The organism is Bdellovibrio bacteriovorus, assembly GCF_001592755.1.
In the GTDB taxonomy this organism is placed as follows: Bacteria; Bdellovibrionota; Bdellovibrionia; order Bdellovibrionales; family Bdellovibrionaceae; genus Bdellovibrio; species Bdellovibrio bacteriovorus_E.
Genome location: NZ_LUKF01000014.1, coordinates 169,644 through 192,604, shown reverse-complemented (window position 1 = coordinate 192,604; position 22,961 = coordinate 169,644). Strand labels below are relative to the sequence as shown.

20 protein-coding genes are annotated in these 22,961 nt (G+C 46.3%); 13 read left to right on the top strand and 7 right to left on the bottom strand.

Features of this window, described 5'->3' with window-relative positions:
• Nucleotides 1-12: 12 nt before the first annotated feature.
• Both AZI85_RS08980 and rfaE1 read right to left on the bottom strand, forming a co-directional pair.
• The gene (locus AZI85_RS08980; protein ID WP_172795322.1) at nt 13-1,539 is read right to left on the bottom strand and encodes a phospholipase D family protein; all 1,527 of its coding nucleotides are present in this window, start codon (nt 1,537-1,539) and stop codon (nt 13-15) included.
• Nucleotides 1,540-1,594: 55 nt separating this feature from the next.
• Nucleotides 1,595-2,623 carry a D-glycero-beta-D-manno-heptose-7-phosphate kinase gene (gene rfaE1 / locus AZI85_RS08975; protein ID WP_063243758.1) on the bottom strand — a complete coding sequence of 343 codons (1,029 nt, stop codon included), beginning with the start codon at nt 2,621-2,623 and terminating at the stop codon, nt 1,595-1,597.
• A 104-nt stretch (nt 2,624-2,727) separates the two neighbouring features.
• On the opposite strand from rfaE1, the gene AZI85_RS08970 reads away from it, so the two are divergent.
• Nucleotides 2,728-3,651 (top strand): alpha-ketoglutarate-dependent dioxygenase AlkB, encoded by a 924-nt coding sequence (locus tag AZI85_RS08970; RefSeq protein ID WP_063243757.1) that lies wholly within the window; start codon nt 2,728-2,730, stop codon nt 3,649-3,651.
• An 86-nt stretch (nt 3,652-3,737) separates the two neighbouring features.
• Nucleotides 3,738-4,982, top strand: coding sequence for an NAD(P)/FAD-dependent oxidoreductase (locus AZI85_RS08965; RefSeq protein WP_063243756.1), 1,245 nt, complete (start codon nt 3,738-3,740; stop codon nt 4,980-4,982).
• A gap of 63 nt (nt 4,983-5,045) precedes the next feature.
• On the opposite strand, the gene AZI85_RS08960 is transcribed toward AZI85_RS08965, so the two are convergent.
• Nucleotides 5,046-6,668, bottom strand: coding sequence for a hypothetical protein (locus tag AZI85_RS08960; protein WP_063243865.1), 1,623 nt, complete (start codon nt 6,666-6,668; stop codon nt 5,046-5,048).
• Nucleotides 6,669-6,860: 192 nt separating this feature from the next.
• Here AZI85_RS08960 and AZI85_RS08955 point away from each other — a divergent pair, with 192 nt between their 5' ends.
• The 6 genes from AZI85_RS08955 (at nt 6,861) to AZI85_RS08930 (ending at nt 12,372) form a co-directional block, all read left to right on the top strand.
• Nucleotides 6,861-8,135: a Glu/Leu/Phe/Val family dehydrogenase gene (locus tag AZI85_RS08955; RefSeq protein ID WP_063243755.1), complete on the top strand. Its 1,275-nt coding sequence runs from the start codon at nt 6,861-6,863 to the stop codon at nt 8,133-8,135.
• Between the two features lie 52 nt (nt 8,136-8,187).
• Nucleotides 8,188-9,171, top strand: a complete 984-nt coding sequence (locus AZI85_RS08950; protein WP_063243754.1) for a quinone-dependent dihydroorotate dehydrogenase — start codon at nt 8,188-8,190, stop codon at nt 9,169-9,171.
• A complete protein-coding gene (gene mutT, locus AZI85_RS08945; RefSeq protein WP_063206416.1) occupies nt 9,158-9,619 on the top strand; it encodes an 8-oxo-dGTP diphosphatase MutT in 462 nt (153 codons plus the stop codon). The genes AZI85_RS08950 and mutT overlap by 14 nt, the downstream gene beginning before the upstream one ends.
• Nucleotides 9,607-10,722, top strand: a complete 1,116-nt coding sequence (locus AZI85_RS08940) for a hypothetical protein (protein WP_063243753.1) — start codon at nt 9,607-9,609, stop codon at nt 10,720-10,722. Before mutT ends, AZI85_RS08940 begins: the two co-directional genes overlap by 13 nt.
• 4 nt (nt 10,723-10,726) lie before the next feature.
• Entirely contained in the window at nt 10,727-11,986 is a 1,260-nt protein-coding gene (locus AZI85_RS08935; RefSeq protein ID WP_063243752.1) for a glycosyltransferase family 4 protein, read from the top strand.
• Between the two features lie 95 nt (nt 11,987-12,081).
• Nucleotides 12,082-12,372, top strand: coding sequence for an HU family DNA-binding protein (locus AZI85_RS08930; RefSeq protein ID WP_063206413.1), 291 nt, complete (start codon nt 12,082-12,084; stop codon nt 12,370-12,372).
• A 37-nt stretch (nt 12,373-12,409) separates the two neighbouring features.
• On the opposite strand, the gene AZI85_RS08925 is transcribed toward AZI85_RS08930, so the two are convergent.
• The 4 genes from AZI85_RS08925 to AZI85_RS08910 form a co-directional block, all read right to left on the bottom strand.
• Nucleotides 12,410-12,715, bottom strand: a complete 306-nt coding sequence (locus tag AZI85_RS08925) for a hypothetical protein (RefSeq protein WP_063243751.1) — start codon at nt 12,713-12,715, stop codon at nt 12,410-12,412.
• A 178-nt stretch (nt 12,716-12,893) separates the two neighbouring features.
• Nucleotides 12,894-16,487, bottom strand: coding sequence for a tail fiber domain-containing protein (locus AZI85_RS08920; protein WP_063243750.1), 3,594 nt, complete (start codon nt 16,485-16,487; stop codon nt 12,894-12,896).
• Nucleotides 16,488-16,624: 137 nt separating this feature from the next.
• Nucleotides 16,625-17,839: an EF-P lysine aminoacylase EpmA gene (gene epmA / locus AZI85_RS08915; protein ID WP_253720920.1), complete on the bottom strand. Its 1,215-nt coding sequence runs from the start codon at nt 17,837-17,839 to the stop codon at nt 16,625-16,627.
• A gap of 12 nt (nt 17,840-17,851) precedes the next feature.
• Entirely contained in the window at nt 17,852-18,091 is a 240-nt protein-coding gene (locus AZI85_RS08910) for a hypothetical protein (protein ID WP_063243749.1), read from the bottom strand.
• 218 nt (nt 18,092-18,309) lie between these two features.
• On the opposite strand from AZI85_RS08910, the gene AZI85_RS08905 reads away from it, so the two are divergent.
• The 5 genes from AZI85_RS08905 to AZI85_RS08885 all read left to right on the top strand — a co-directional run bounded on the left by AZI85_RS08905 (nt 18,310) and on the right by AZI85_RS08885 (nt 22,926).
• Nucleotides 18,310-19,734: a TldD/PmbA family protein gene (locus tag AZI85_RS08905; protein ID WP_063243748.1), complete on the top strand. Its 1,425-nt coding sequence runs from the start codon at nt 18,310-18,312 to the stop codon at nt 19,732-19,734.
• An 11-nt stretch (nt 19,735-19,745) separates the two neighbouring features.
• The gene (locus AZI85_RS08900; RefSeq protein ID WP_063243747.1) at nt 19,746-21,083 is read left to right on the top strand and encodes a TldD/PmbA family protein; all 1,338 of its coding nucleotides are present in this window, start codon (nt 19,746-19,748) and stop codon (nt 21,081-21,083) included.
• A 10-nt stretch (nt 21,084-21,093) separates the two neighbouring features.
• A complete protein-coding gene (locus AZI85_RS08895; RefSeq protein ID WP_063243746.1) occupies nt 21,094-21,417 on the top strand; it encodes a DUF4286 family protein in 324 nt (107 codons plus the stop codon).
• Between the two features lie 63 nt (nt 21,418-21,480).
• Nucleotides 21,481-21,951, top strand: a complete 471-nt coding sequence (locus tag AZI85_RS08890; RefSeq protein ID WP_253720919.1) for an actin-binding protein — start codon at nt 21,481-21,483, stop codon at nt 21,949-21,951.
• Nucleotides 21,952-22,161: 210 nt separating this feature from the next.
• Complete coding sequence (locus AZI85_RS08885; protein ID WP_172795321.1) at nt 22,162-22,926, top strand: hypothetical protein; 765 nt, start codon at nt 22,162-22,164, stop codon at nt 22,924-22,926.
• Nucleotides 22,927-22,961: the final 35 nt, after the last annotated feature.

The following is a 22,961-nucleotide window of genomic DNA, read 5'->3' as shown; positions in this document are numbered from 1 at the left end:
AGATTTTTTGGTTTAGAGCAGGCTTTCCGGGACAAAAAGACTGAGGACGCCGGCTTGGAAGCTTTTCCAGAAGGAGGCCTCAGGTTCTTTCTTCAAGGTGACGGAACCTTCTTCTTCACGAGTCGTCCAGCGCAAATCACCATCGTCTAAGGTCACCTTATACGCAATATCCGGAAGCTCGGTGGTCATTAAGTTGACGAAGTGATTGGCGAAGTCTTTGTTTTCAAGAAGGACTCCCATTTCTGAATTTAGCTCCACAGAGCGAGGATCCAAATTCATCGAGCCCACGAACATCACATGACGATCAAAAACATAAACCTTGCCGTGCAAACCCAAGCGAGCCCCTGAAGAACCAGCGACTTTGGATTTGCGAGCTTTCACATTCACGCGAGGTTTGATTTCATAAAGATCGACGCCGCCTTTTAGCAAACCTTTGCGATATTTCTTATATCCGGCAAATACCAAACTGACGTCATTCGATGCCAATGAATTTGTCACGACTGTGACTTTGATGCCGTCTTTACTTTTCTTCGCAAAGTAATCGACACCTTTTTTACCCGGAATAAAGTAAGGTGAAACGATAAAAACTTCTTTAGTCGAGCGAATCGGAAGAGCCGTGATCTGATTCAGCATCAACTTACTTTTGCCATTTTCCACTTTTTCAGGTGAATCGTAAAAAACCTTGGCGCGTCCCCAAAAGGCTTTTACGTCCCGTTCATGGACCTGTTTCATCAAGCGCGAATTTTCTAAATCCTGACCATATTTGGATTTTTGCACTTCTGCTTTCGCACCTTCTAAATTTTGGCGAAGCTCTGCCAGTTCTGTGCTTTTAAGTTCGCGTTTGTTCAATATCGGAATTGGAACAGCTAGTTTGTTATTCCAATAAAGGTCAAAGGACTGAGAACTTTCTTCGGCGACAGGACCAAAGCACCAGACATCGAAATCACCAAAGTTTTCTTCTTCGCTGGCCGTGAAATATTCATTGCCGATATTGCGCCCGCCCAGAATGGCTGCTTGATTGTCGGCGATCATCACCTTGTTGTGCATACGCCTATTGACCTGGCTAAAGCGAAAGGCATCTAAAAATCGAAGCTTTCGATTGGCAAAGGGATTAAACATTCGCACTTCAATCAGAGGATGAGAGTCCAATATCAACAGTGTATCTTGGTACTGGCCAATATTCAGATCGTCTAACAATAATCTTACCCGAACTCCCCGGTCGGCCGCTTGCAAAACGTCGTGCATGAGCATGCGACCCACAAGATCGTCATGCCAGATATAGTACTGAATATCTAAAGTTCTTTCGGCCTTACGAACAGAGGCCAAGCGCGCAATAAAAGCATCGGGCCCGGAGGCCAAAGGGACAAAACCCGATTGATCAGGATGTTTTTTTATCTCGGCAGCCAGGGTTTTTGCCCACCAAGTATGTTCCGTGTTTTTTATATAATAGGATTCAGGCGCTTTGAAATCTTTGGGTATGCTTTGACAGCTTGTTAAAACGCCCAAAAACAGAAAGGCCCCAAAAACTACAAGTTTCATATTCATCAGTTTATGCTGCTTGTAGAGTTTAGAGCCATATGTCATTTGAAACCGCTCAGTGAGCCGTTTGTATATACTCTTTAAGCTCAGGAATCTCGCAAGGAACGCAGCCGACTTTGCCGACAACCACACCTGCTGCGAAGTTCGCAAGCATGCAAGATTGAACCAACGAAAGGCCAGACACCAAACCCAAAGAGAGAGCCGCAATCACCGTGTCCCCTGCTCCAGTCACGTCAAAAACTTTGCGCGCATACGTTGGCACTTCCGTGATGTGATCGCCAGAGAAGATCGTCATTCCATCTTTTCCTCGAGTCAGAACAACTTCTTTTGCACCCGTGATTTTTTGAAGAGCGCGACCCACCTCGACAACTTTATTCGGATTGTTGCGAAGATCGTCAAAATCCATTCCGGCCAGAGTCACCGCTTCATCAAAGTTTGGCTTGATCAAATCCACACCTTGATAGAAAGGACCCGACGAAGTTTTATGTGGATCAACGAGCACGCGTTTGCCTTTTTGTTTGCAAATCGCGACAACCTTTTCGATGACGTTGCGAGAGATCACGCCTTTTTTATAATCTTCAATTACCACGCAATCTGCGTCTTCAACATTCTTTTCCACCATGTGGATCATCTGGGCTTCCACTTCCGCAGAAAGGCTGGAACGAACTTCGTAATCCACGCGCACCAAGTGATGATGTTTTGCCATCACACGTGTTTTGCGTGTCGTTGGACGAGATGTATCCGTAACAAGAAATTCAGAGCTCACTCCGCTTTTAGCGCAAAGATCGCGAAGAAGGTTTGCGCCCGTGTCGTTACCGACAACAGAAACCAGCATTGCTTGTCCACCCAAGCTGCAGACGTTTTGTGCGACGTTGGCCGCCATACCCAGGCGCACGTCTTCTTGCTCTACTTCCAAAACCGGAACCGGAGCTTCAGGGCTGATACGACGAACTTCACCCAGGACGTATTCATCAACGCAGACGTCGCCGATAATGAGGATTTTTTTACCTCTCATTAGAGGCAGTTGATTGATCAGAAGTTCTTTTTCTTGCGGACCTACGGTCGCCTTTACAGGTGTTGTCATTTTTTCATCCTTCAGGCCTTGGTTTTAACGGAAGGCAGGGGCCCTGTCACCTTCTTATCACTCGGCCGTTGGCCATGAGCCCCTAGCTATGGTATGGACATCCCATGACAAAATCCAAAGGAAAATTCTTCGGTAAAGGACCTTCGCGACCTCCGCAAAAAGGTGCCTTTTCTGCAACGCGACCTTCTTCCGAGAAGAAGGCTCCGGCGCGAGGTCTGGTGTATAAAAGTGGCTACATCAGTCCCCGTGAAAAAGAAGAAATCCTTAAGTATTTAGCGACTCTTTATCCGATCTGGGAGATGCGCTATTCCAAGAACAATCCTCCCCCCGAAAACCAGAAGCAACGGCCATTGTTGCGCCCCGTTTACTGGCTTGGAAACTGGCAGTTTGCGTGTCTGAACTACTATCATCCCCCGAAAGGAATCTATAACCGCTGCGTTCAAGCTGAAGGTTACCCGCCGGTTTTGGAATATCTGGTGCAAAAAATTGAAGCCTTGGTTCACGAAAGTTTTGAACCGCGCGACATTCCGCGAGGCTGGCACCTGAACACCTGCCTTATCAATTACTATGGCAATCAGATCACTGAAGAAGGCAAACGCATCGACTGCGCTCGCGTCGGCGAGCACAAAGATTTCGAGCCTGGACCTGTCGCTTCTATTTCTTTTGGCGAACGCGCCCTCTTTCAATTTGTTTCCAGCAAAGGGACCGAGTCAAAATCCAATGTGATCTTGCAGCAGTGGTTGGAAGACCGCTCTTTACAGATCTTTGGTGGTGATAAATTTAAAAAACACCTTTTTCACCGTGTGCAACGCGTAGATACCAAAGAAGGTCACTTCTTTCCGTTGAATGAGATTTCAAATTTTGAAACCCGTCGAATCAACTTCACTTTCCGCTATGTTCCTGACGAACACGTCGTCCCGTTTCAACGTCTGCCAGAGACTGTGAAAGAGGATGTGCAGGGTTACGTAGAAAAGCTTTCCGAGCGCTCAGAATTCTTTAAAGAGCAACTCGCAAAACCTCAGACCTAGACCAAACTTAATCCTCTTCTGGTCACCGGCTTCAAATTGTGACGCCGGTCTTGCTTTTGCCTCAGAAAAATCTTTGAATAAGATCCATGCAAAAAGAGTTCGATGTTTTGATTGTAGGGGCAGGGATTATTGGAACTTCTATCGGCGCAGAGCTATCTCGTCGTGGAGCCAAAGTCGGAGTGATCGATAAAGGCACTGTAGGTCGCGGGTGTTCTTATGGGAATGCCGGTTGGATGACACCTTGCTTTGCCATGCCACTTCCGATGCCGGGAATGCTTTTAAAATCGATGAAGTGGTTGCTAGATCCAGCAAGTCCCCTTTACATCAAACCTTCTTTGTCTTTGGATTTGGCCTCTTGGCTTTTCCAATTCATGAAAGCGATGAACGAAACACAAGCTCGCCGCGCGGTGGATGCCTTGGTCGTTTTGTCGCAAAAAAGTCTGACGGAATACGAAAAACTAGGACAGAAATATCCCGAGATCTTTTTCCAACAAAAAGGTCTTTTGATGGTTTCTAAGACTGAAGCCGGCGTTACCGCCGCGGTCGAAGAATTAAACTACGTGAAGAACTTAGGGGTTCCCGGAAAAGTTTTAAACTCGGATGACATTCGTCAGATGGAGCCGGCTTTAAAGTCACCACTTTTAGGTGGCGTTTATTTTGAAAAGGAAGCGATGGCGGAACCCTATCAAGTGGTTCAAGCACTAGCAAAAGAGATTCGCGCGCACGGTGGAGAAATTTTAGAAAACTGCACGCTTCAAGATCTACCGGTCAGTGGAAATAAGATTGAAAAAGTCGTTACTTCGCTAGGTGAAATCAAAGCTAAACAAGTCGTTATGGCGACAGGCAGCTGGTCTAAATCCATGGCGCGCATGATGCGCCTGCGCGTCCCTGTTTTAGGTGGGAAAGGTTATGCGATGATTGTTCCGCCTTTGGAAAATCAACCGCAATATCCCATGATGTTGGTTGAGAAAAAAATCGCGATCACTCCTCGTCAAAATTCATTGAGAATTGCCGGAACTTTGGAACTTGTGGATCAGGATTTTTCCATCACTCCAAAACGCGTCGACAATATCAAAAAAGGCGCGCGTGAATTCTTGCATTTACCAGAAGAGCTTCAAGTTCAAGAATTATGGGCGGGTCTTCGTCCTTGCACTCCTGATGGTGTTCCTTTGGTCGGCTATCACGATAAGATTTCAAATCTGATGTTGGCTTTAGGTCACCAGATGTTGGGACTGCAAAGTGGCACCGGCACAGGTCTTTTGGTTTCAGATCTTATCGAAGGAAAAACACCTTTTGTTGATATGAAAGTTTTAGACGCCAATCGTTTCTAAGAAAATAAAAAAGGCTTTGCCATTCACTGCAAAGCCTTTTTTTTCAAAATCATTCAATTCAAATTATTGAGCCACCGGCCATGAAGCTTTAAGAATGGCTTTGCCTGTCGTTGTATCCAAAGTGAAGCGCAGATTTTGATTCAACCAGCGCACGATCATTTCTTGTTCTGAACCACTCAGTTCTTTATTCAAAAAGCGGAAATCAAATTGAGAGAGCGGCAGACTTAAATTCATTGTCTTTTCTTTACCAGCGGCATTTTCAAGTTCAAGCTCGACAGTTACAAATCCTGATTTTTTACCGGGCTCTTCCACTGTGAATTTCACGGAAGAACCTTTGTCAAAAAAACCCTTCCATTCTTCATCGGTCAATTCGATAGAAAGAGATTTTTCTGTCATCTTGAAGTTCGGAGAATGCGAAAGAATCTGGGACTGCAGAAGTGTCGTCAAAGCCCCCCAGTCATAAGTGATCGGCAGTGAACAATGAATGCCTTGAGGCAAATCCACCACACGAATATTTTTGCTCTCAATCTTGATATCTTTATTCTGGATACGCTGGGAATTGATATTGAAAGGAACTGCCGGGTCTTGCTCGGTCGCATAGATCAACACAGGTTGCTCGACGTTTTTATAAAACTTCCAAAAATTATTCAAACCCCAAAAATCCGGTCCATCTTTCATTCCGGGAGGCAGCTTCACACTTGAAATATACGACAGCCCGCCTTTGTAAGTCCGAGCAACTTCCGTAATAGCCGTGGATAAAAAAGAAAAGCTTTCATAGCTAACCAGCGCTGGCATCTTTGTACCCAAAGCGCTTAGACGCTGACGCCCCCACAAGTCGACAAAGGCCGACTTCACTCCACTGTTCGTTAAACTTAACATCGTGGCATTCAAATCAACAACCGGACAAAGCGCTGTAAAACTTTGAATCAAGGGGCGTGATGAAGAGTTGAATTTATTCAAAAGCGAAGCAAACAAAACACCGTGTCCACCCAAGCTGATACCAAAGAAGTGAACGGAATCGACAAGCTGAGACAGCGGTTCATTATTGTCGTTCAAAAGTTTTGCGAGCAAAATATTCTGAATGCCTTCATCATATCCGCCGAATGAAAACTGATTGTTATTGGCGACAAACTGGCCACTGGACATGTTTTCCAGCAGAAGCACGTTGAACGGAGACTGTTCAAAAAGCATCATCATCCATGCACGCTCCGCCTTAAAATCTTCGCTGTTGGCGAAAATCCCTAAGCGAATGACGACCAGAGGACGCCTTTTGAAATCTCCTTTAAGCCCCAAAAGACCTTTGAGCTTCACGTTGCCCGGGAAATTTAGAACGACACGACGAAGAAACGGATGACCGAAAGGGTCGTATTTCATCGTCAGCATGCTCATGTTTGCGAAATAACTATTGTCACCCGTTTCAAGCTCGGCGCGGCAATCTTGGAAATACTTCTGAATCAAAGCCCCTTGCAGTTGCGAAGAGTTTTTCAGACGCGGATCCTTCAGTCGTTGACCCCAAACATCGGGGTTGCACATGGCACTAAAAAGCTTTGGTTCCCCGCGCGGGATCCAGCTCACGATATTCGTGAAGAGGAAGTTCAGAGGTTCGGGATACTGCCCTGATGCGTCAGTCAGAATGGGCGCGTTTTCCGCTGGAAATTCAATACGCGAGCTATTGAACTGCTCCATGAAAGTGCGTTGCGGACTACTGGCGAAGACCGGAAGGGCGAAAACAACGAAACCAAGAAGGCTAAAACAAGACCGAAGCATAGGCCTGATTGTGGCCAAAAAGAACCACTGAGTCATCTCCTTTTTCCGGAGTGACTTTGAGTATTTGCTTCATTAGACTCTGGCGAGTGTATTTTTAAGGAGACACAAATCATGGAACACAAGATAGAGCCCCTTTATGACGGGCCTCTTTTCAGAAACGCTATTCAAACTCTCGAAGAAGCGGCAAAAATTATCAACTGTGACCCGAACGTACTTGAGCGCTTGAAACGTCCTCGTCGCGCGATCACAGTTTCTGTTCCCGTTCGTATGGATGACTACAGCGTTAAAGTTTTCACTGGGTATCGCGTGCAGTACTCTCCAACTTTGGGCCCCTACAAGGGCGGCATTCGCTATCACCAAAACGTAGACCTTTCTGAAGTTGTCGGCCTTGCAGCTTTGATGACTTTCAAAAACTCGGTACTAGGTCTTCCTTTGGGTGGTGCAAAAGGTGGTATCACTGTTGATCCCACAAAACTTTCTCGCACTGAAAAACAAAATCTGACTCGTCGTTATGCTTCTGAAATTGGACCTTTCGTAGGACCCACTAAAGACATTCCGGCTCCAGACGTGGGCACGGATCCACAAACAATGGCTTGGTTCATGGACACTTACTCGCAAGAGCAAGGTGGCTTTGCACAACCGGGTGTTGTGACTGGTAAACCGGTAGAAATCGGTGGATCTTTGGGCCGTAACCACGCAACAGGTTTGGGTGTGGTTTATGTCGCTGAAAAAGCTTTCGAAGTTTGCGGCATGAAAATGAATGGTTCATCTATCGCGATTCAAGGTTTCGGTAACGTAGGTTCTTTCGCCGCGAAGTTCGCTCACGAACGTGGTGCTCGCATCGTAGCAGTTTCTGACGTTTCTGGCGGTATCTACAATGGCGATGGCCTTGATATCCCTGAAGTGATGGAATACGTAAAAGCTCACAAATTCTTGAAGGGCTATCCAAAAGCTCAACCGATCAGCAATGAAGAATTGCTTGAGGTGAAGTGTGATGCTCTATTCCCTTGCGCTCTTGAAAATCAAATCGACACTCACAACGCAGAAAAAATCCAAGCGAAAATCATCTGCGAAGGTGCCAACGGTCCTGTAACAAATGCAGCGACAAAAATCCTTCATAAGCGTGGTGTTTTCATCGCTCCAGACGTTATCGCGAACGGTGGCGGTGTGATCGTTTCTTACTTCGAATGGGTTCAAGACATCATGTCGTTCTTCTGGGACGAAGATGAAGTGAACGGTCGTTTGAAAGGTATCATCACGAAAGCTTTCGACAAAGGTTATGCTCTTTCTAAAGAGAAAAACGTCGACATGAGATCTGCTGCCATGGCGGTTTCTGTTCAACGTCTTGAAAAAGCGATGCTTCTAAGAGGCCTATATCCTAGATGATTAAGTTCGGTTGCGCGGCTGCGGCCGCTCCACCTTCTGCGCGAGGCTCTCGATGAAGCCTTGGATGCTCTTACCACCCCAATGGGCTCACGATCTGAGCTCTTGGGGTTTACCTCTCTACTCTTTGATTCATGGAAGAAAAACGCCCGAATGGAAAAGCTTCACTTGGCGTGATCTTCATTTCAAAAATCCTCTAGGCATTGCTGGCGGCGTTGATAAAAACGCGGAACACCTGAAAGAATGGTGGTCGCTCGGCTGTGGTTTCGTTGAGGTGGGCACGGTCACTCCCCTGCCGCAGACACCGAATCCCGGTAAAATTTTAGATCGCGATGTAAAGCTTCGAGCGATGTGGAACAAGATGGGTTTTCCGAGCGAAGGAGCCGAAGAGACTTTCTACAATCTGACGTACTATGCTCCGAACTATCGCACACCGATCTTTGTGAACATCGGAAAGAATCGCTACACTCCTAACAACCAAGCGGTTTTAGATTATTTATTTTTGGTCGATAAATTCCGTCCGTTTGCAGATGCTTTTGTTGTGAATATCTCTAGCCCCAACACCAAGGGACTTCGAGATCTTCAGAACAAAGAAAATCTGCGCTCTTTAATCGGCCCTATTGTCGATCGCGTTTCCCACTTTGAGCCCACTCCGGTGTTGGTCAAACTTTCACCCGACATGGGCGATGAGGCTTTAGCGGAAACTGTTTTGAATTGTCAGGACTTAGGCGTTGATGGTTTTGTGCTAACAAACACGACTCTTTCACGTCCTGCCGGCTGTCACTTCCCTGAAGAAGGGGGTCTTTCAGGTGCACCTTTAAAAGATCTGTCTCAACGAGCCTTGAAAGTGGCTGTTGAAAGTTTAGGCAAAAAACGCGAAGGACTGCTTTTGGTCAGCGTTGGGGGCATATTAACTCCTGAAGATGTCTTTGAAAGATTGCAAATGGGCGCAGATCTTGTTCAAATTTATAGTGCACTTGTGTTTCATGGACCGAACTTTTTCCATGATGTAGCTAGAAGGTATAATGACGGACGATAGCGCTATTGAAACTAAACCCAAAAAATCCAAGATCCGCAAAGGTCACTGGATTCCAGTTGTCGCGGGTTTTTTGCGCAAAGATGGCAAAATTTTAGTCGGTCAGCGTCCTGAAAATAACTCCCTTGCCGGTCAATGGGAATTCCCTGGCGGTAAAATCGAAAATGGTGAGACACCTGAAGACGCTCTTTCGCGCGAGCTTAATGAAGAGTTGGGTATTGAAGCCGAAGTGGGCGAGCTGAAACTTGCTTGTACACACTCTTATGGAGATGTAGGGATTCTCATATTATTTTATGAAATCCTATACTGGAAAGGCGAACCTCGGGCTAAGCACCATATGATGCTAGAGTGGATCCATCCAGAAGAGCTCAAACATCGCAATATCCCAGAGGCCAATCGCAAGATCCTGCACAAGATCTACAAAGCTTTAGGACTTGAATGGCGAAAATAATCCTCGTAAGCAAACATGTGAACGCAACTTCGTGGCAGCTGGCGCAAGCTTTAAAAAGTCAGCAGCATGAAGTGGTTCTGCTTACGAGTTATGGTGAAGTTCCTCCGGAAGATACAACCGGTATTGAATTCATGGGGTACTTCAAAAGCTGGAGCGTGCTTGAAGGCTTTCGCATCATTCCGGGCCTTTTTGGACTGCACCCGCAAATCTTGCATGTTCTTTTAGATGAAGATCAAATGAATCCAGCGCAGATGATTCTTTCGACATTTGCGAAATCTCATCCTTCTTGTGTTCTTACGACTTCTTTATTGAATATTCGTCGCGGTTTAAATCGCCGCAATCCGGTTCGTTACTTAGTGGAAGAAAGCGACATTATCACGTGTCCAACGGTGGAAGCCTTAGGGCAATTGCGTGGATTGAATGTGCGTTCTCCTCGTCAAGGACGCGGGATTTTACCTCCGGTTTTGGATTTGAAATCTGAATTTGCCGTGAATGTCTTTCATGAAGATATCGAAGAGCAGTTTTTCCAGGCGCTGGAAACCCGACCTTATGTGGTCATTCCCTTCCGCGAGACTCACTTTGACCCAGAATCGGAAAACTTCGTGCGCATTCGTACGATGGCTCAAAAGTACAAAGTCGTTCTTTGGGGAAGCTATTCGCACTGGAGTCTTCGTGATCGTAAGAAGTTCGCCGGGTGGATGGATGAATTTCAGTGCGGGCACAACTGGACGGTGACAGGAAGCCTCAGCCCTCAAGCTGGTCGCCAACTTCTAGAAAAAAGTACGGCTGTAATGCTGGCCGGCCAGGGATTCACACCGATTGAGATGACGGATTTCTATATGAAAGCCATCCATTCTCATGCGGTTTTGATTTTAGATTCTAAACAATCTAGCGTGCATTCGGATCTTTGGAAGAACACAGTTAATTGCTGGATCTTAAATCACGACCATATTCATGCGGATCTGGTGAAGCTCTTAGCAAAACCTCACTTGCGTGTCCCCGAAAGCCTGTCTGAACAGCTGGCAGAAGACCGTCACCTGATTGATTCATCATTGAATGAACTCAATCGTCTGTACAATCGGGCTTTAAATCATTTAAGATGAGCTTATGCTCAACAAACCTCGTTTGCCTGAAACCTTAAATATCTGCCTGACTTCGCATCGCTTTCCGATTTTAAGTCGCGCGACAGATCATGGTTTTTTGTGGCCGATCGCAAGAGGCCTTGCAAAAGAAGGTCATAAGGTCACAGTTTTAGCGGCAAGTTCTCCTCTGAAAAAGCCTGAAGTCGTGCGCGATGGTGTTCGCGTGCTCTTCCTGCATGAAGGTGCAAAAAATCTTTCGCACATGAGCTTTCAAATGGCGGTTCGCCAACGCTTCATGCAGCTTCATAAAGAAGATCCGTTTCACTTGGTTCATAGCATTGATAAATCAGGTTACCGCATTGGCAGTCGCAAAGACGATTTAAAAGTCGCCGTGGCCTATGACGTGGAAGCGACTCAGATGTCGCAGCTCTTTGCGATTCGTGCGATGAAGCAGGACACTTTGGGAAGTATGCTTTCAACGGCCATCGCGACGACTTATAAATTCCTGACCACTTACTATGGCGGCGATCGACGCTTGCTTTCCACAGCCGATGGAATCTTTGTTACCAATCCCGAGCAAAGAATCATTCTGGAAAGATATTATCTTTACCCGGATTTCCACACCTACACGGTTCCCTATGGAATTGAACTGGGTGACCTGACACCGAAAGAAAAGTCTTACGAGCTTCGTAAAAAATTGGGAATTCCTGAAAACGCGCATGTGGCCGTGACATTGTCGGATATGACTCAGGCCCAAGAGCTCACACCTCTTTTAAAGGCCTTTGAAAAGGTTGCGATCAAAAAGCCCAACAGCTATTTGATCGTTATCGGAAATGGTCCCAAATTTAAAGACATTGAATACCAGGTTCTAAATCACGCTTTAGGCAATCGTGTGGTTATGCCTGGCGCTGTTCCTGCCGCTGAGATCGAAGACTATATTGTTTTAGGTGATGTTTTCATCAACATGGGGTCTAGAACGACAGGCTTTGAACCGACGACTTTAGAGGCCATGGCGCAAAAAAAGGTGGTTTTGGGTTCGGAAGTGTCCCCGATTGCCAACATTATTGAAGATGGGCGCGATGGATTTTTGCTTCGCCCGGCCGATGTGGACTCCATGAGTAATCTTTTGGTCGAAATTTTCTCTGGAACCATGCCTGCTGACGAGATCGGCGATCGAGCACGCCAAAAAGTAGTCGACCTTTTTGACACGCCTAAAATGGTCCAGGCGACGCTTGATGCCTATCGTAAAATCCTGATCAATACGGGTCTGTATAAGAAGCATTGAGTTAAATGCTTGAATTTTGATGTCACAGCACTTCATATCTGTATAATCGAGAGTGTTATCAATACTTTAAGCTGAGCCCTTTAGGAAAGCCGACGATGACAAAAGCGGATTTGATTAATTTGATTTCTGAAAAAGCGGGTATCACCCGTGTTAAAGCCGAGACGGTTGTGAACACCATTTTTGACTCTATGGTTGAAGCATTGATGCGTGATGACCGTATTGAAATCCGTGGTTTTGGTTCATTTGTGAATCGCCAATATGGCGCCTATAAAGGACGCAATCCGCGCACGGGTGAAATCATCAATGTGGAAGAAAAGAAACTTCCATTCTTCAAAGTCGGAAAAGAACTTAAAGAGGACATTAACAACGGGCCTAAAAAAGGCTAAATAAAAAGGGGCTTGAAGCCCCTTTTTTTATTCCCGATTACTTCGCTTTTTCACACTCGGAGTGAGTCACTTCATAGAAGCTTTCAAACTTTACAAAATAAGTAACACAAGAAAAAAGAGGCACTTCGCCACGAGTGCGATAGTAACCACGCACCTGAGTTTGCACGGCTAAATCCGCATTCGGAATTTGCAAAAACTTGTGACCTTCGATAGCCACGATGCCTTCATCAAAGCCCAACTCAGACAAGACGCTTTCATTCGTCATTTCCCAGATAGCTTTCATTTTTCCAGCATGGGCAGGAGCTGCAGATAAAACTAATAAAGCGAGAACAAGCTTCTTCATCGAAAACCTCTTTGCGGTGTTTATTTAAAAAGATGCTGAGGTTTTATAAAAGAAAACCTGGCTTTCAAAGTCAGGTTTGCGTTGTTTGTTATTTTTACCGGTTAAACCGTGGAATTTCCAAGAACGGCTGTGAAAAAGTCTCAGGGACCTCGCGAATGGGGAGAGAATCAGTACTTTTTTACTTTCCGAGCTTGGATTCAATTATTTGCAGGCGTTTTTCCAAGGCCTTATTCCGCTCTTCTAATTTTTTATTCGTCTCTTCAAGTGAAGCCATTTTTCTTTTTTGTTCGTCCAGTTCTTTGTGCAATTCTTGGCTGTCGTTGTACCAAAGAGTATAAAACTCTTTGAGCGCTTCAATCATCGGCGAAATAAAGCCCAAATAGTTCACTTTTTTTAGGCCCTTTTTGTCCGTCTTTACAAGATCAGGATAAATCTCTTCCACTTGTTGAGCGATCACTCCTCGTTGCAAGCCTTCGGAATACTGGAGCGGCTCTTTCCAGTAGTAACTCACCCCTTCGACTTTCAAGATTTTTTCGAGGGAAAAATGCAAAGGCTGAATGTCTTTCTTCAAACGGCGATCCGAAGGATTGAGCGATCCCGCATACGTAATATTACGCGCTTGAATGTCCATCGCGTAACCACCACCACGATTGTAAAATACGAGCGAGTTCTGCGCCGTGCTTGTCGTTCCGATTTCAAGATCCGCACTTGCGTCACCGCCCATGTAAATCACAGTGCCCGGACCATTACGAGCGGCGATTTCCCCGGCAACATCGAGTTTGAATGAGGGAGTCGCATCACCAATTCCCACCTTGCCATCACCTTGCACACGCAGCAATTGATTGAAAACGCCAGCACTCGTGTAACCGACAGAGAAAGCATCCTGAACTTGATTGTTATCCGAGAAATTCACACGCAGCTCGGATTGATCGGCCGCAATATTATAACGAGCCATCCAAAGAGGATCGGTGACGTCACTGTCTGAAGTTGCGGGCGCGGGTCCGCCGTGGAAATACAGAAAGTTTCCGTAGTTTGGCAGTGTCCCGGTATTTGCGGGATTTACAGGGCCCAGCTTTATATTGCCGCCGACATGCAAAGTGGCTAAAGGCGCAGTGAGACCAATACCCACGTTTCCACTAGAAGCGATTCGCATTTTTTCCGTCGAACTTCCATCCGTAGCACTATGGAAAGTCAAAGCGGCATTGTTGGTTGTCGTCGTGGCCGTCCAGGCTTCCTCTGCCGCGAAACGAATACTTCCCGCCTCCATAAGAGTCGAACCATTGTAACCGCGAACCAAAAGACTTCCGATATTTCCTAAAGCCAGGGGCGTCGGTGTCGTAGCGTTGCCACGGTATCTTGTTAAGATCAATGATGGCGTATTCGTGTCGGAATAGGTCTGAATATTGATATCATCATTCGCGTCGCCCACAGCATTGTTCACCAAGGTCAGACCCGAAGTTGGCGTCGAAGTTCCAATACCCACATATCCCGTACTCGCAATGGACATCGCTTGTTTCGAAACGGTGCCAATCGGTGATTCATAGTTGATTTGTAAAGCATTATTCGTGTCTGAACGAGTCAGCGCAAAGCCCGTATTTTCAGCGCCATTATTGATTTGTAGAGTTGCGTCTTCATTTAAACCACTGGCCGAAACACGCGCCACCGCGCTCGCCCCTGAAACATGTAAATTCGCCGTGGGATTTGTCACGCCGATACCGACGTTACCATCACTCTTGATTGTCATACGCTCAGTATTGCTCGTTTTAAAAGCGAGATTGTAAGCATCGTTCGTTCCTAATGTCGCTGCGGCTCCGAAACTGTTTCCTCCATTCAGGAAAACCGAGCCGGTCGTGAATGACGAACAGGTCATCAATCCCGTCGCATCGAAACTGACAAGCTGTCCGACCGCGCAGCTAAATGTTGTCAAAGCGGCGCCCGTACCGTTCGAAGCGATAAGACGATTTGCGGTCAGCGATGTTACGCCCGTACCGCCTTTACTCACAGGAACAGCGGCCGGAAAGTTCGCAGGATCCGCGCTGATAGTTCCAGATGAAACCGCGATACCAGCCCCAATTTGCACCGCGCCTTTTGCAGAGGTCGATGCATCAGTAATTGAAATCGCAGGTGTCGACGATCCCGTTGCAACAACGATCGGAGCCGTTCCCGTGACATTCGTCACAGTTCCATTTGTCGGCGTCACCCACTGAAGTCCCGAAGGCTGCGCAGAATTCGCAGAAAGAACTTGTCCATTCGTACCTACGGCAAGACGAATGTCATTCGTTCCATCGTTAACAACGACATCCCCTTTCGCTGCCAAAGGAGAAAGCGCATTAAACGCTGCGACCGCTGTCGTTTGTCCTGTGCCGCCATTCGCAATCGGCAGAGTTCCTGTGACTTCTGTCGCAAGATTAACGGCGGATCCGTTAGAAGCGGCAGTCAACCGACCTTGAGCATCGACTGTGAAATTCCCTCGCGTGTAAGATCCGGCAGTCACTGCCGTGTTCGCAAGCGAAATAGTTCCCGTCGAAGTAATCGGGCCGCCGGTTAAACCCGTGCCCGTGGCGATATTCGTAACCGTACCCCCTGCGTTCGAATCACTCGCAGGCGCCCATTTCGTCCCATCGTATTTCAAAACCTGACCGGTGGTTAAACCAGTCGTATCCACGTCCACGCCTTTGATTTTGTTAACGGTCACAGCGCCAATCATTCCGCTCACATCGCCCGCAACGGAGACGTTGATCGACTGACATTGGAAGGACCCGGAAACAGAATTCCAATAAGGAGTTTGATGAGCCGCACAGTTGGCACTTCCCACCGCCGAATTGAAAGCCGACGTCGTCAGATATGTTCCTAAAGTGGCTGACAGATTCGTCACGTCACTGATAACGATCGCCGAACTCAACCACTGAGCACCGTCATATTTTAAAAAATGTCCTGAGGTCGGCGCCGTCGAAGAGACAGCGACACCCTGAAGTTTTGCAACAGAAGGATTTGGATACAAACCGCTTAAATCTCCACTTGCAGTTCCTGTTGGAGGACGCGCATCTGTGAAGCGTGCATCATTCCCGGCTGCCACCGTTCCCGCCGTCGTACCCACGGAAATACCCAGCACAGGAACCGAAGCCGTTCCGCCTTTTGTGAGCGGAGCGGTGACGTTGACGTCAGAAACCATGCCTGCTCCCCCGGCATCATTCTGACAGGCGAAGCTGGCGCCATCAAAGGTCAGGTACTGCCCCGGCAGACACGAGGTCACACTGGTTTTTAAAACGAAGTCCGAAGGAAGCTTGTCGCCGAGCTTCGCTGCGGAATAAGAATAGTTCGCAAAAGGCACAGAGCGAATCGTGTTGTTGGGAGTAATCGCCTTCCAGCCAGCGCCATCATGAAATTGTACGCGCAAGACACGCACTTCATCTAAAGAAGGCGTATAAGTCGTACCGCCATCACAATCATGTGTGACGGAATTGTTGAAAGCGTCTCTTAAAGAATAACTGGCTGTTGATGGAAAAAGTTTAGTACCTTCACCGATGGGAACATCGAAGACACCCTTCGAACCTTGCATATTCACGGCATTACGCTGTTCACGATAATAGACACAAGTTCCAGAGACATTCGTGATTTCAAATGCAAAGCTCACGTTGTTATATTCTAACGGCGTTCCGTCAGACTTAAGAATGCGACCTTGATAATTCAAAGTCGTGGGCGTCGCGACCGCTTTTGATAAAAACAAAAGCGCAAAGAAAAACAATCCTTTACGTACCGTTTGCTGTTCCATGATACACTTTTCGGAACAGTCCTCAGCACCCCTTACGATTTTTTCTTAACTATAATATGATAATACTCCACAAAGTTCCGCGTGAATCTCATGATGAAACGGACTTTGTTAAGCAGCTCGTAAAGCCGATTTGAATCTTACGATTTTGAAAAGACCCTAACATTTGTGATGTCAGAGAGGCCGATCAATGCCATGAAAAGTCTTTCTAGACCTAAGGCGATTCCCCCCGAAGGCGGCATCCCCGCTTCTAAGCACTGAAAGAACTCTTCATCCAGAGTCACGACTTCTTTCCCCATGTCCTTCTTTTTTTCAAGATCCTCGTTCGAGCGCAGGCGCTGAATGCCTGGGTCGTTAAGTTCATGAAAGGCATTGGCAAGTTCTAAACCCTTCCAATACACCTCAAAGCGATCCCCCCAGCCGTCTTCCGTAAGGCGGGCTAGAGCCGCCTGATAAGGAGGATATTTTTCGACGAAGATAAGCTCATTTGCTGGCAGCACCGACTCAATTTTTTCCATAAAGATAAGGAAGAAATAGTCGTCGATACTTTCGGCACTTCGCACATCAACGCCAAGCTTTGTCGCGAGAGATTTAAGTGCTCCTTTCGTCGTGTCTGGCTGCAAATCAAAGTCACAGTAGTGCTTAAAAAGCTCCGCGATGCTCACGCTGCGCACTTTTTTGGGAGCTTCGACTTTTAATTTTTTTGCTAGAAAAACCACCAGCTTTTCCACGTCTATTTTAATCGTGGAAAGATTGTCATAAGCACGATACCACTCCAGCATTAAAAATTCGGGCTGGTGTCTTTCGGTGATTTCACCATTGCGAAAACAAGGAGCGATTTCGAAAATCTTTTCAGCCCCTAAGGCTAAAGCTTTTTTCAAATGAAGCTCAGGACTGGTAGGAAGGTACAGCTTTTCTTTGCGGGATCCGACTTGCAAAACAGTCGAAAAAACATCCAGGCTGGGTTCCGTACCGGGACAGGCTACTAAAGATGGCGTTTTTAGTTCTAAAAACTCTTCCTGAGTGAAAAAGTCCTTAATCCCTTGCAGATACTCAGACCAACTTGCCAGCAGGTCCTTATTGAAAATTCGCTTCGGTAGAGGTGCTTTTTGCGGCGCTAAGAGCACGATTTGTGTGGCCGATACGACGGCGACTAAATCCCCTTCAAGCAAAAATTCCGAATGTTCTGGAGCTTTGGCAAATTCAATTTTATGGATTTTATTATCGCGGGACAGAGTCAGCTTGAGCGACTCCCCGTCTTTTTCGATCTTGTAGATGCGCCCAGCCGCCTGAGCACCAGACGGCATCGCGGGATAAGATTTCCAAATAAGGTTGAGATAGTCTTTTCTTGTCAAAGCCCTGCCACTTTAGCGGCAAAGGCCCTCGCTGCGCAAGTTTTCAAGTTGAGCTAGAATCGAATTCATATCGTTCGCACCATAAACCACATCTTCGTTCACATAAATCCGGTGCTTCACCCACAAGCCCTGGAAGATCCCTTCGCTCGCCATTGTGCATGACGGAACCGAAGAAACTGCCGCGTGAGCCGGTACAAGGTAAGTAAACATCGCGATAATCATTGTGGATAGAAATGCTAGTACGATTCTCATAAACTTCGCCTTTTTCTGCTGGGTCTTAATGACACCAGCTCCCTCCTGCCAGATCTATAAAGCAAAGTGCTTGCCAGGAAATTTTGCTACCGAGTCCTGCGAGGCTTTCCCTCGGTATTACTCAGTGCGACTTTTAACAATCGGACGTTTCAGGATTGTTTTTTCAAGTAGCATCAATTATTTCAACTGTTGAATTACATTGAGGAAAGGAGCTCATAATGCTCGATTTGCAAAGAACCCTCAACCAGGTGAAGTCCGATGCGGACTGGGTCAGTTTACGTCAGGTCACTGAAAAAACCACACACCGTCGTGTCCGCGATGAAAAAATCGACGGCAATTCTGTCTACTTTGATCAAGGTGTGATGGTTGAAGTTTTGGTGAATGGTCACTTCGGTTTTGCGGGAACAAGTGATCTGACAGAGTCTGGTATCAAAAGAGCTCTAGGAAAAGCCGTTGCGATGGCCAGGTCAGGATCTTCTCAGAAGGTTCATAACTTCACCACAGCTCAACGCCCTCAAGCCAAAGGTATTTATTCTTCTCCGGTGATTCGCCCGATCGATTCTTTATCGGCAAAAGAAATTACCGATATTTTTGTGGATGCGACCAAGGCGATGAAAGTGTCTGACAAAATCATCAGCCGTTCTGCGGGCACAATGATTGTTGAAACGTCCTTCCACGTCGTGAACTCTTCAGGTTCTGAAGTCCAACAAAATTTTTCCATCGTTAGCACGGACTTTTCTGCAACGTCGGGCGGACCTGGCGAAACACAAACTCGTTCTGATAACGGCGGTCTTGCTCGATGTTTCCAAGTGGGTGCGGAAGTGTTCGATCGCGCCGATATTTTATCTCGCAGCAAACGCATTGCGGAAGAGTCTTTAGAACTTCTCTCTGCCGACAACTGTCCTGACGAAGCGATGGATTTGCTTCTAGCTCCAGATCAGATGACGTTGCAAGTGCATGAGTCCATCGGTCATCCACTTGAGTATGATCGCATCTTGGGTGATGAGCGCAACTATGCTGGCTGGAGCTTCGTAAAGCCTGAAGACTTCGGAAACCTTCAGTACGGTTCAAAACTAATGAACGTGACTTTCGATCCGACGATTGCCGATGCGATGGCTTCTTATGCCTTCGATGATTCCGGCTTGAAAGCGACGAAAGAATTTTTGATCAAAGATGGAGTGCTTGTTCGTGGATTGGGCGGTTTGGAGTCTCAAGCACGTTTGAATCTTCCAGGGGTTGCGAACTTCCGTTCTTCTTCTTGGAATCGTGCTCCGATTGATCGTATGGCGAATATCAACTTAGAACCTGGAACAACCAAGTTTCAAGATATGATCGCGTCCATCGAACGCGGTGTTTTCATGATGGCGAATAAATCTTGGTCGATTGATGATTACCGCAACAAATTCCAATTCGGTTGCGAGTACGCAAAGTTGATCGAAAATGGAAAGATCACGAAGACTTTGAAAAATCCAAATTATCGCGGCACGACCGTGAAGTTCTGGAATGGTTTGAAAGCCGTCAGTGAAAATCGTGAAACTTACGGGTCTCCGTTCTGCGGTAAAGGTGAACCCAATCAAGTGATTCGCGTGGGTCACACGACTCCGTATTGCTTATTCTCTAACGTTGAAGTGTTTGGCGCTTAGGAAGGTTGATTATGAATTTTACAGAAATTACAAAAAAATCCTTCAATACAGTTGCTGACTATATTCTTGGAAACTTGCAAGCCGGCGAAGAAGCCAACGTCAACCTTCACGCCGAAGAATCGGTGTTCATTCGCTTTAACGGCAACAAAGTTCGCCAGAATACAACCGTGGAACAAAGAACTTTAAGTCTGCTTCTGCAAAAAGATGGCAAGACGGCTTCTTTTAGTTTCTCGATCACTGGTGATGAAACCGAGGATAAAAAACGCGCGGATCAATGGTTGGCGGAAGCTCGCAAAGAGTGCGCACTTCTTCCTGAAGATCCTTATCAAGTGCCTTTGAAAAATAATGGCGTCAGCGACAGTACTTTCAAGGGCGCCTTGCTTTCTGAAGAATCCGTTGTTGCTGCTATCACAGCACCGGCCGCGGGAGTAGACCTTGCGGGTCTTTATTGCGCGGGTCCTTTGATTTCGGCCAATAAAAACTCCAAAGGCCAAAGTCATTGGTTTGCGACGGAAAACTTCTTTATGGATTATTCGCTATACCTGGGCGAAAAAGCCGTGAAGTCAGTCTACGCTGGCACTCATTGGAATCAGAAGGAATTCGAAGCAAACCTCGCGCAAAGTAAAAATCAGTTAAGCCTGATGGATCGTCCCAAAAAGACTTTAGCTCCAGGGGCTTATCGCACTTACCTTGCTCCAGGCGCCGTGGCTGAAATGGCTTCGATGTTTTCTTGGGGGGCTTTAAGCTTCTCGGCTTATAAACAGGGTAACAGTGCTTTGCAAAAACTGGCGGATAAAGAGAAGTCTTTGTCTTCGCTCTTTTCTGTCCGTGAAAACTTCGCCATGGGTTTGACTCACCGATTTAACGGTTTGGGAGAATTGGCTCCGGAAACTTTGAACGTGATTCAAAAAGGTCAATTGCAAAGCTTTATGACCAGCACTCGTTCGGCGAAAGAATACTCGGTGGAGGCCAATGGAGCTGACGGTGGGGAATATCCACGTGCAATGGAGATTTTGCCCGGCTCTTTGAAAGAACAAGACATCTTAAAAGAACTAGGCACGGGCCTTTACCTTTCCAACCTCCATTACTTGAATTGGTCGGATAGAATGAATGCTCGAATCACGGGTATGACTCGCTATGCGTGTTTCTGGGTGGAAAACGGCGAAATCGTGGCTCCGATCGCGGATTTGCGTTTTGATGAAAGCCTTTATGACTGCTTAGGGGAAAATCTTTTAGCCGTAACCGACTTCCAGGCTGTCGATCCGATGGTTTCAACCTATGAAAGCCGTGCTTTCGGTGGAAAAAAGGTTCCCGGTATGCTAATCAAGGACTTCAAATTTACCTTGTAGGGGTTATTCGATGGTTAAATACCTTGTTCACGTGATGGTTCGTCACGAAGTGTATTCTGAGTACGTAGACTGGCTTAAAAACGAACACATTCCAGAGATGCTGGCGTTGCCGGGCTTTCTGGGGGCCGAACTATGTCTGCGCAAGGGTGGAAATTTAGAAGCTTCCAGCAAAGACATCAAGATCATCTATTCGATGAAAGACGAAGAAGCGATGAAGGTTTACATGACCGAATACGCCATGAAAGCCCGCGAAAAGGGTCTTGAGAAATTCCCAGGGCAGTTTTCTGCTCAACGCGAAGTTTGGTTAGAAACTATTAATTTTACGTCAAAATAGTCCCAAGGGGCTTTTAATTCGCCCCTTCGAGGTGTATGTTAGGTCTTAACAAAGGAGACTCTGGTGGCTACAGCTTCATTTCAAAAAATTTTGGAAAATATCTCTGCTAACAAAGGCGTTCAAAACCTTCTTGAAAACTTCCAAAAGCTGAACGACGAAATCAAAAAGAAAGAGTCTGAGCTTAAAAAAACTTTCGATCAAAAGAAAGAAGAGCAAATCGAACTTGCTTGGAAAAAGTATCAAGAGATCGTAAAAGTATTGAGCACTTCCGAAGCGAAAATCGAAAAAGAAGTGAACACAACAATCGCGAAATTGAAAAAGTCTGCCGATGATTTGGAAAAAAACATCGCGGCTTACAAAAAGAAAGCCGTTGCTCAAAAGGCGAAGCTTGAAAAATCTCTTTTCAACAAAACGATGAAAAAATCTTCTTCGAAAAAAACGACGACGAAGAAAGCTGCAAAAGCGACAACTAAAAAAGCCGCTTCCAAACCAGCTGCTCGCAAGACCACAAAGAAAACGACTAAAAAAGCTTAATCGTTTTTTAGCGAATTCTAAGATGAAAAAGGAAGGCCGAAAGCCTTCCTTTTTTTTTATTGGTCCCAAACCCTTTAATGGCGCCAAAGATGGTCTCTGTGGTTAAAGCTTAGCCTATTTTTTCCCTCTAAATCCCCCAATTTTCAGCTCTGCCCCCTTCCTGGCGGCGAAGGAATTGCTTTGGTTCTGGGTATTATGAAAAGGTCGGCGTTGAAGCTTAAAAAACAGGGCTTATATATTTGCGCTATTGCGTTTGCTCTGGCTTATGCCGCCCGCGTTCAAGCGGCTAGCTGGAATGAAATGAATATCCGTGCGGACCTTTATTCTATGCGCGGTCAGGAACTTAACAATGGTCAGGATATTGCTGAAAACAACCGCCGTCTCATTGATGAAATCAATAACTTTAAACCCACCACCCAACATCGTGTGGATGGGATCACTTCTGAACAAGCGCAGAGTATCATTCAAAAAATCAATCTTAACGAAGTCACTGGTTTTAGCGCGGGCAGAAAATATGATCCGAAAGGCATTGTAGGTTTTTGTTTTGGTCGCGCGCTCTATGCCCACTTAGAACTGCTTCGTCATGGTGTTGCGAAAGATTCTATCAAAAAAGTGTTCGTTGTCGGGCCTATGCGTACGGGAACAATTGATTGGCAGTTTCACGTCACGACTATCGTAAAAGCTAATGATCATGCGGGATGGTATGCAGTCGATAACTTTATCGGCAGACCCGTTCCTCTGGAAGAATGGTTTAAGAAATTTCAAGGCTACTCGACCGACGGAAAACTTCGTATGTTTGTAACGGAAGCGAATAAAATCGGGCCTAGTGCTTGGGAGTACAACATAAAGCCCGGTGGTTTGATGGATCCTTTTTACAACGATTATTTCAAGGACATGTTTGAATACTTTAAAAAGAACCGCCTTTCGCCAGAGGAAAAATTCTTTCAGCGCTGTTCGAAAGTCTTTGCCAGCTAAAAAGTCTCTACGCAGGTCGTGGTCTGTGCTGACAG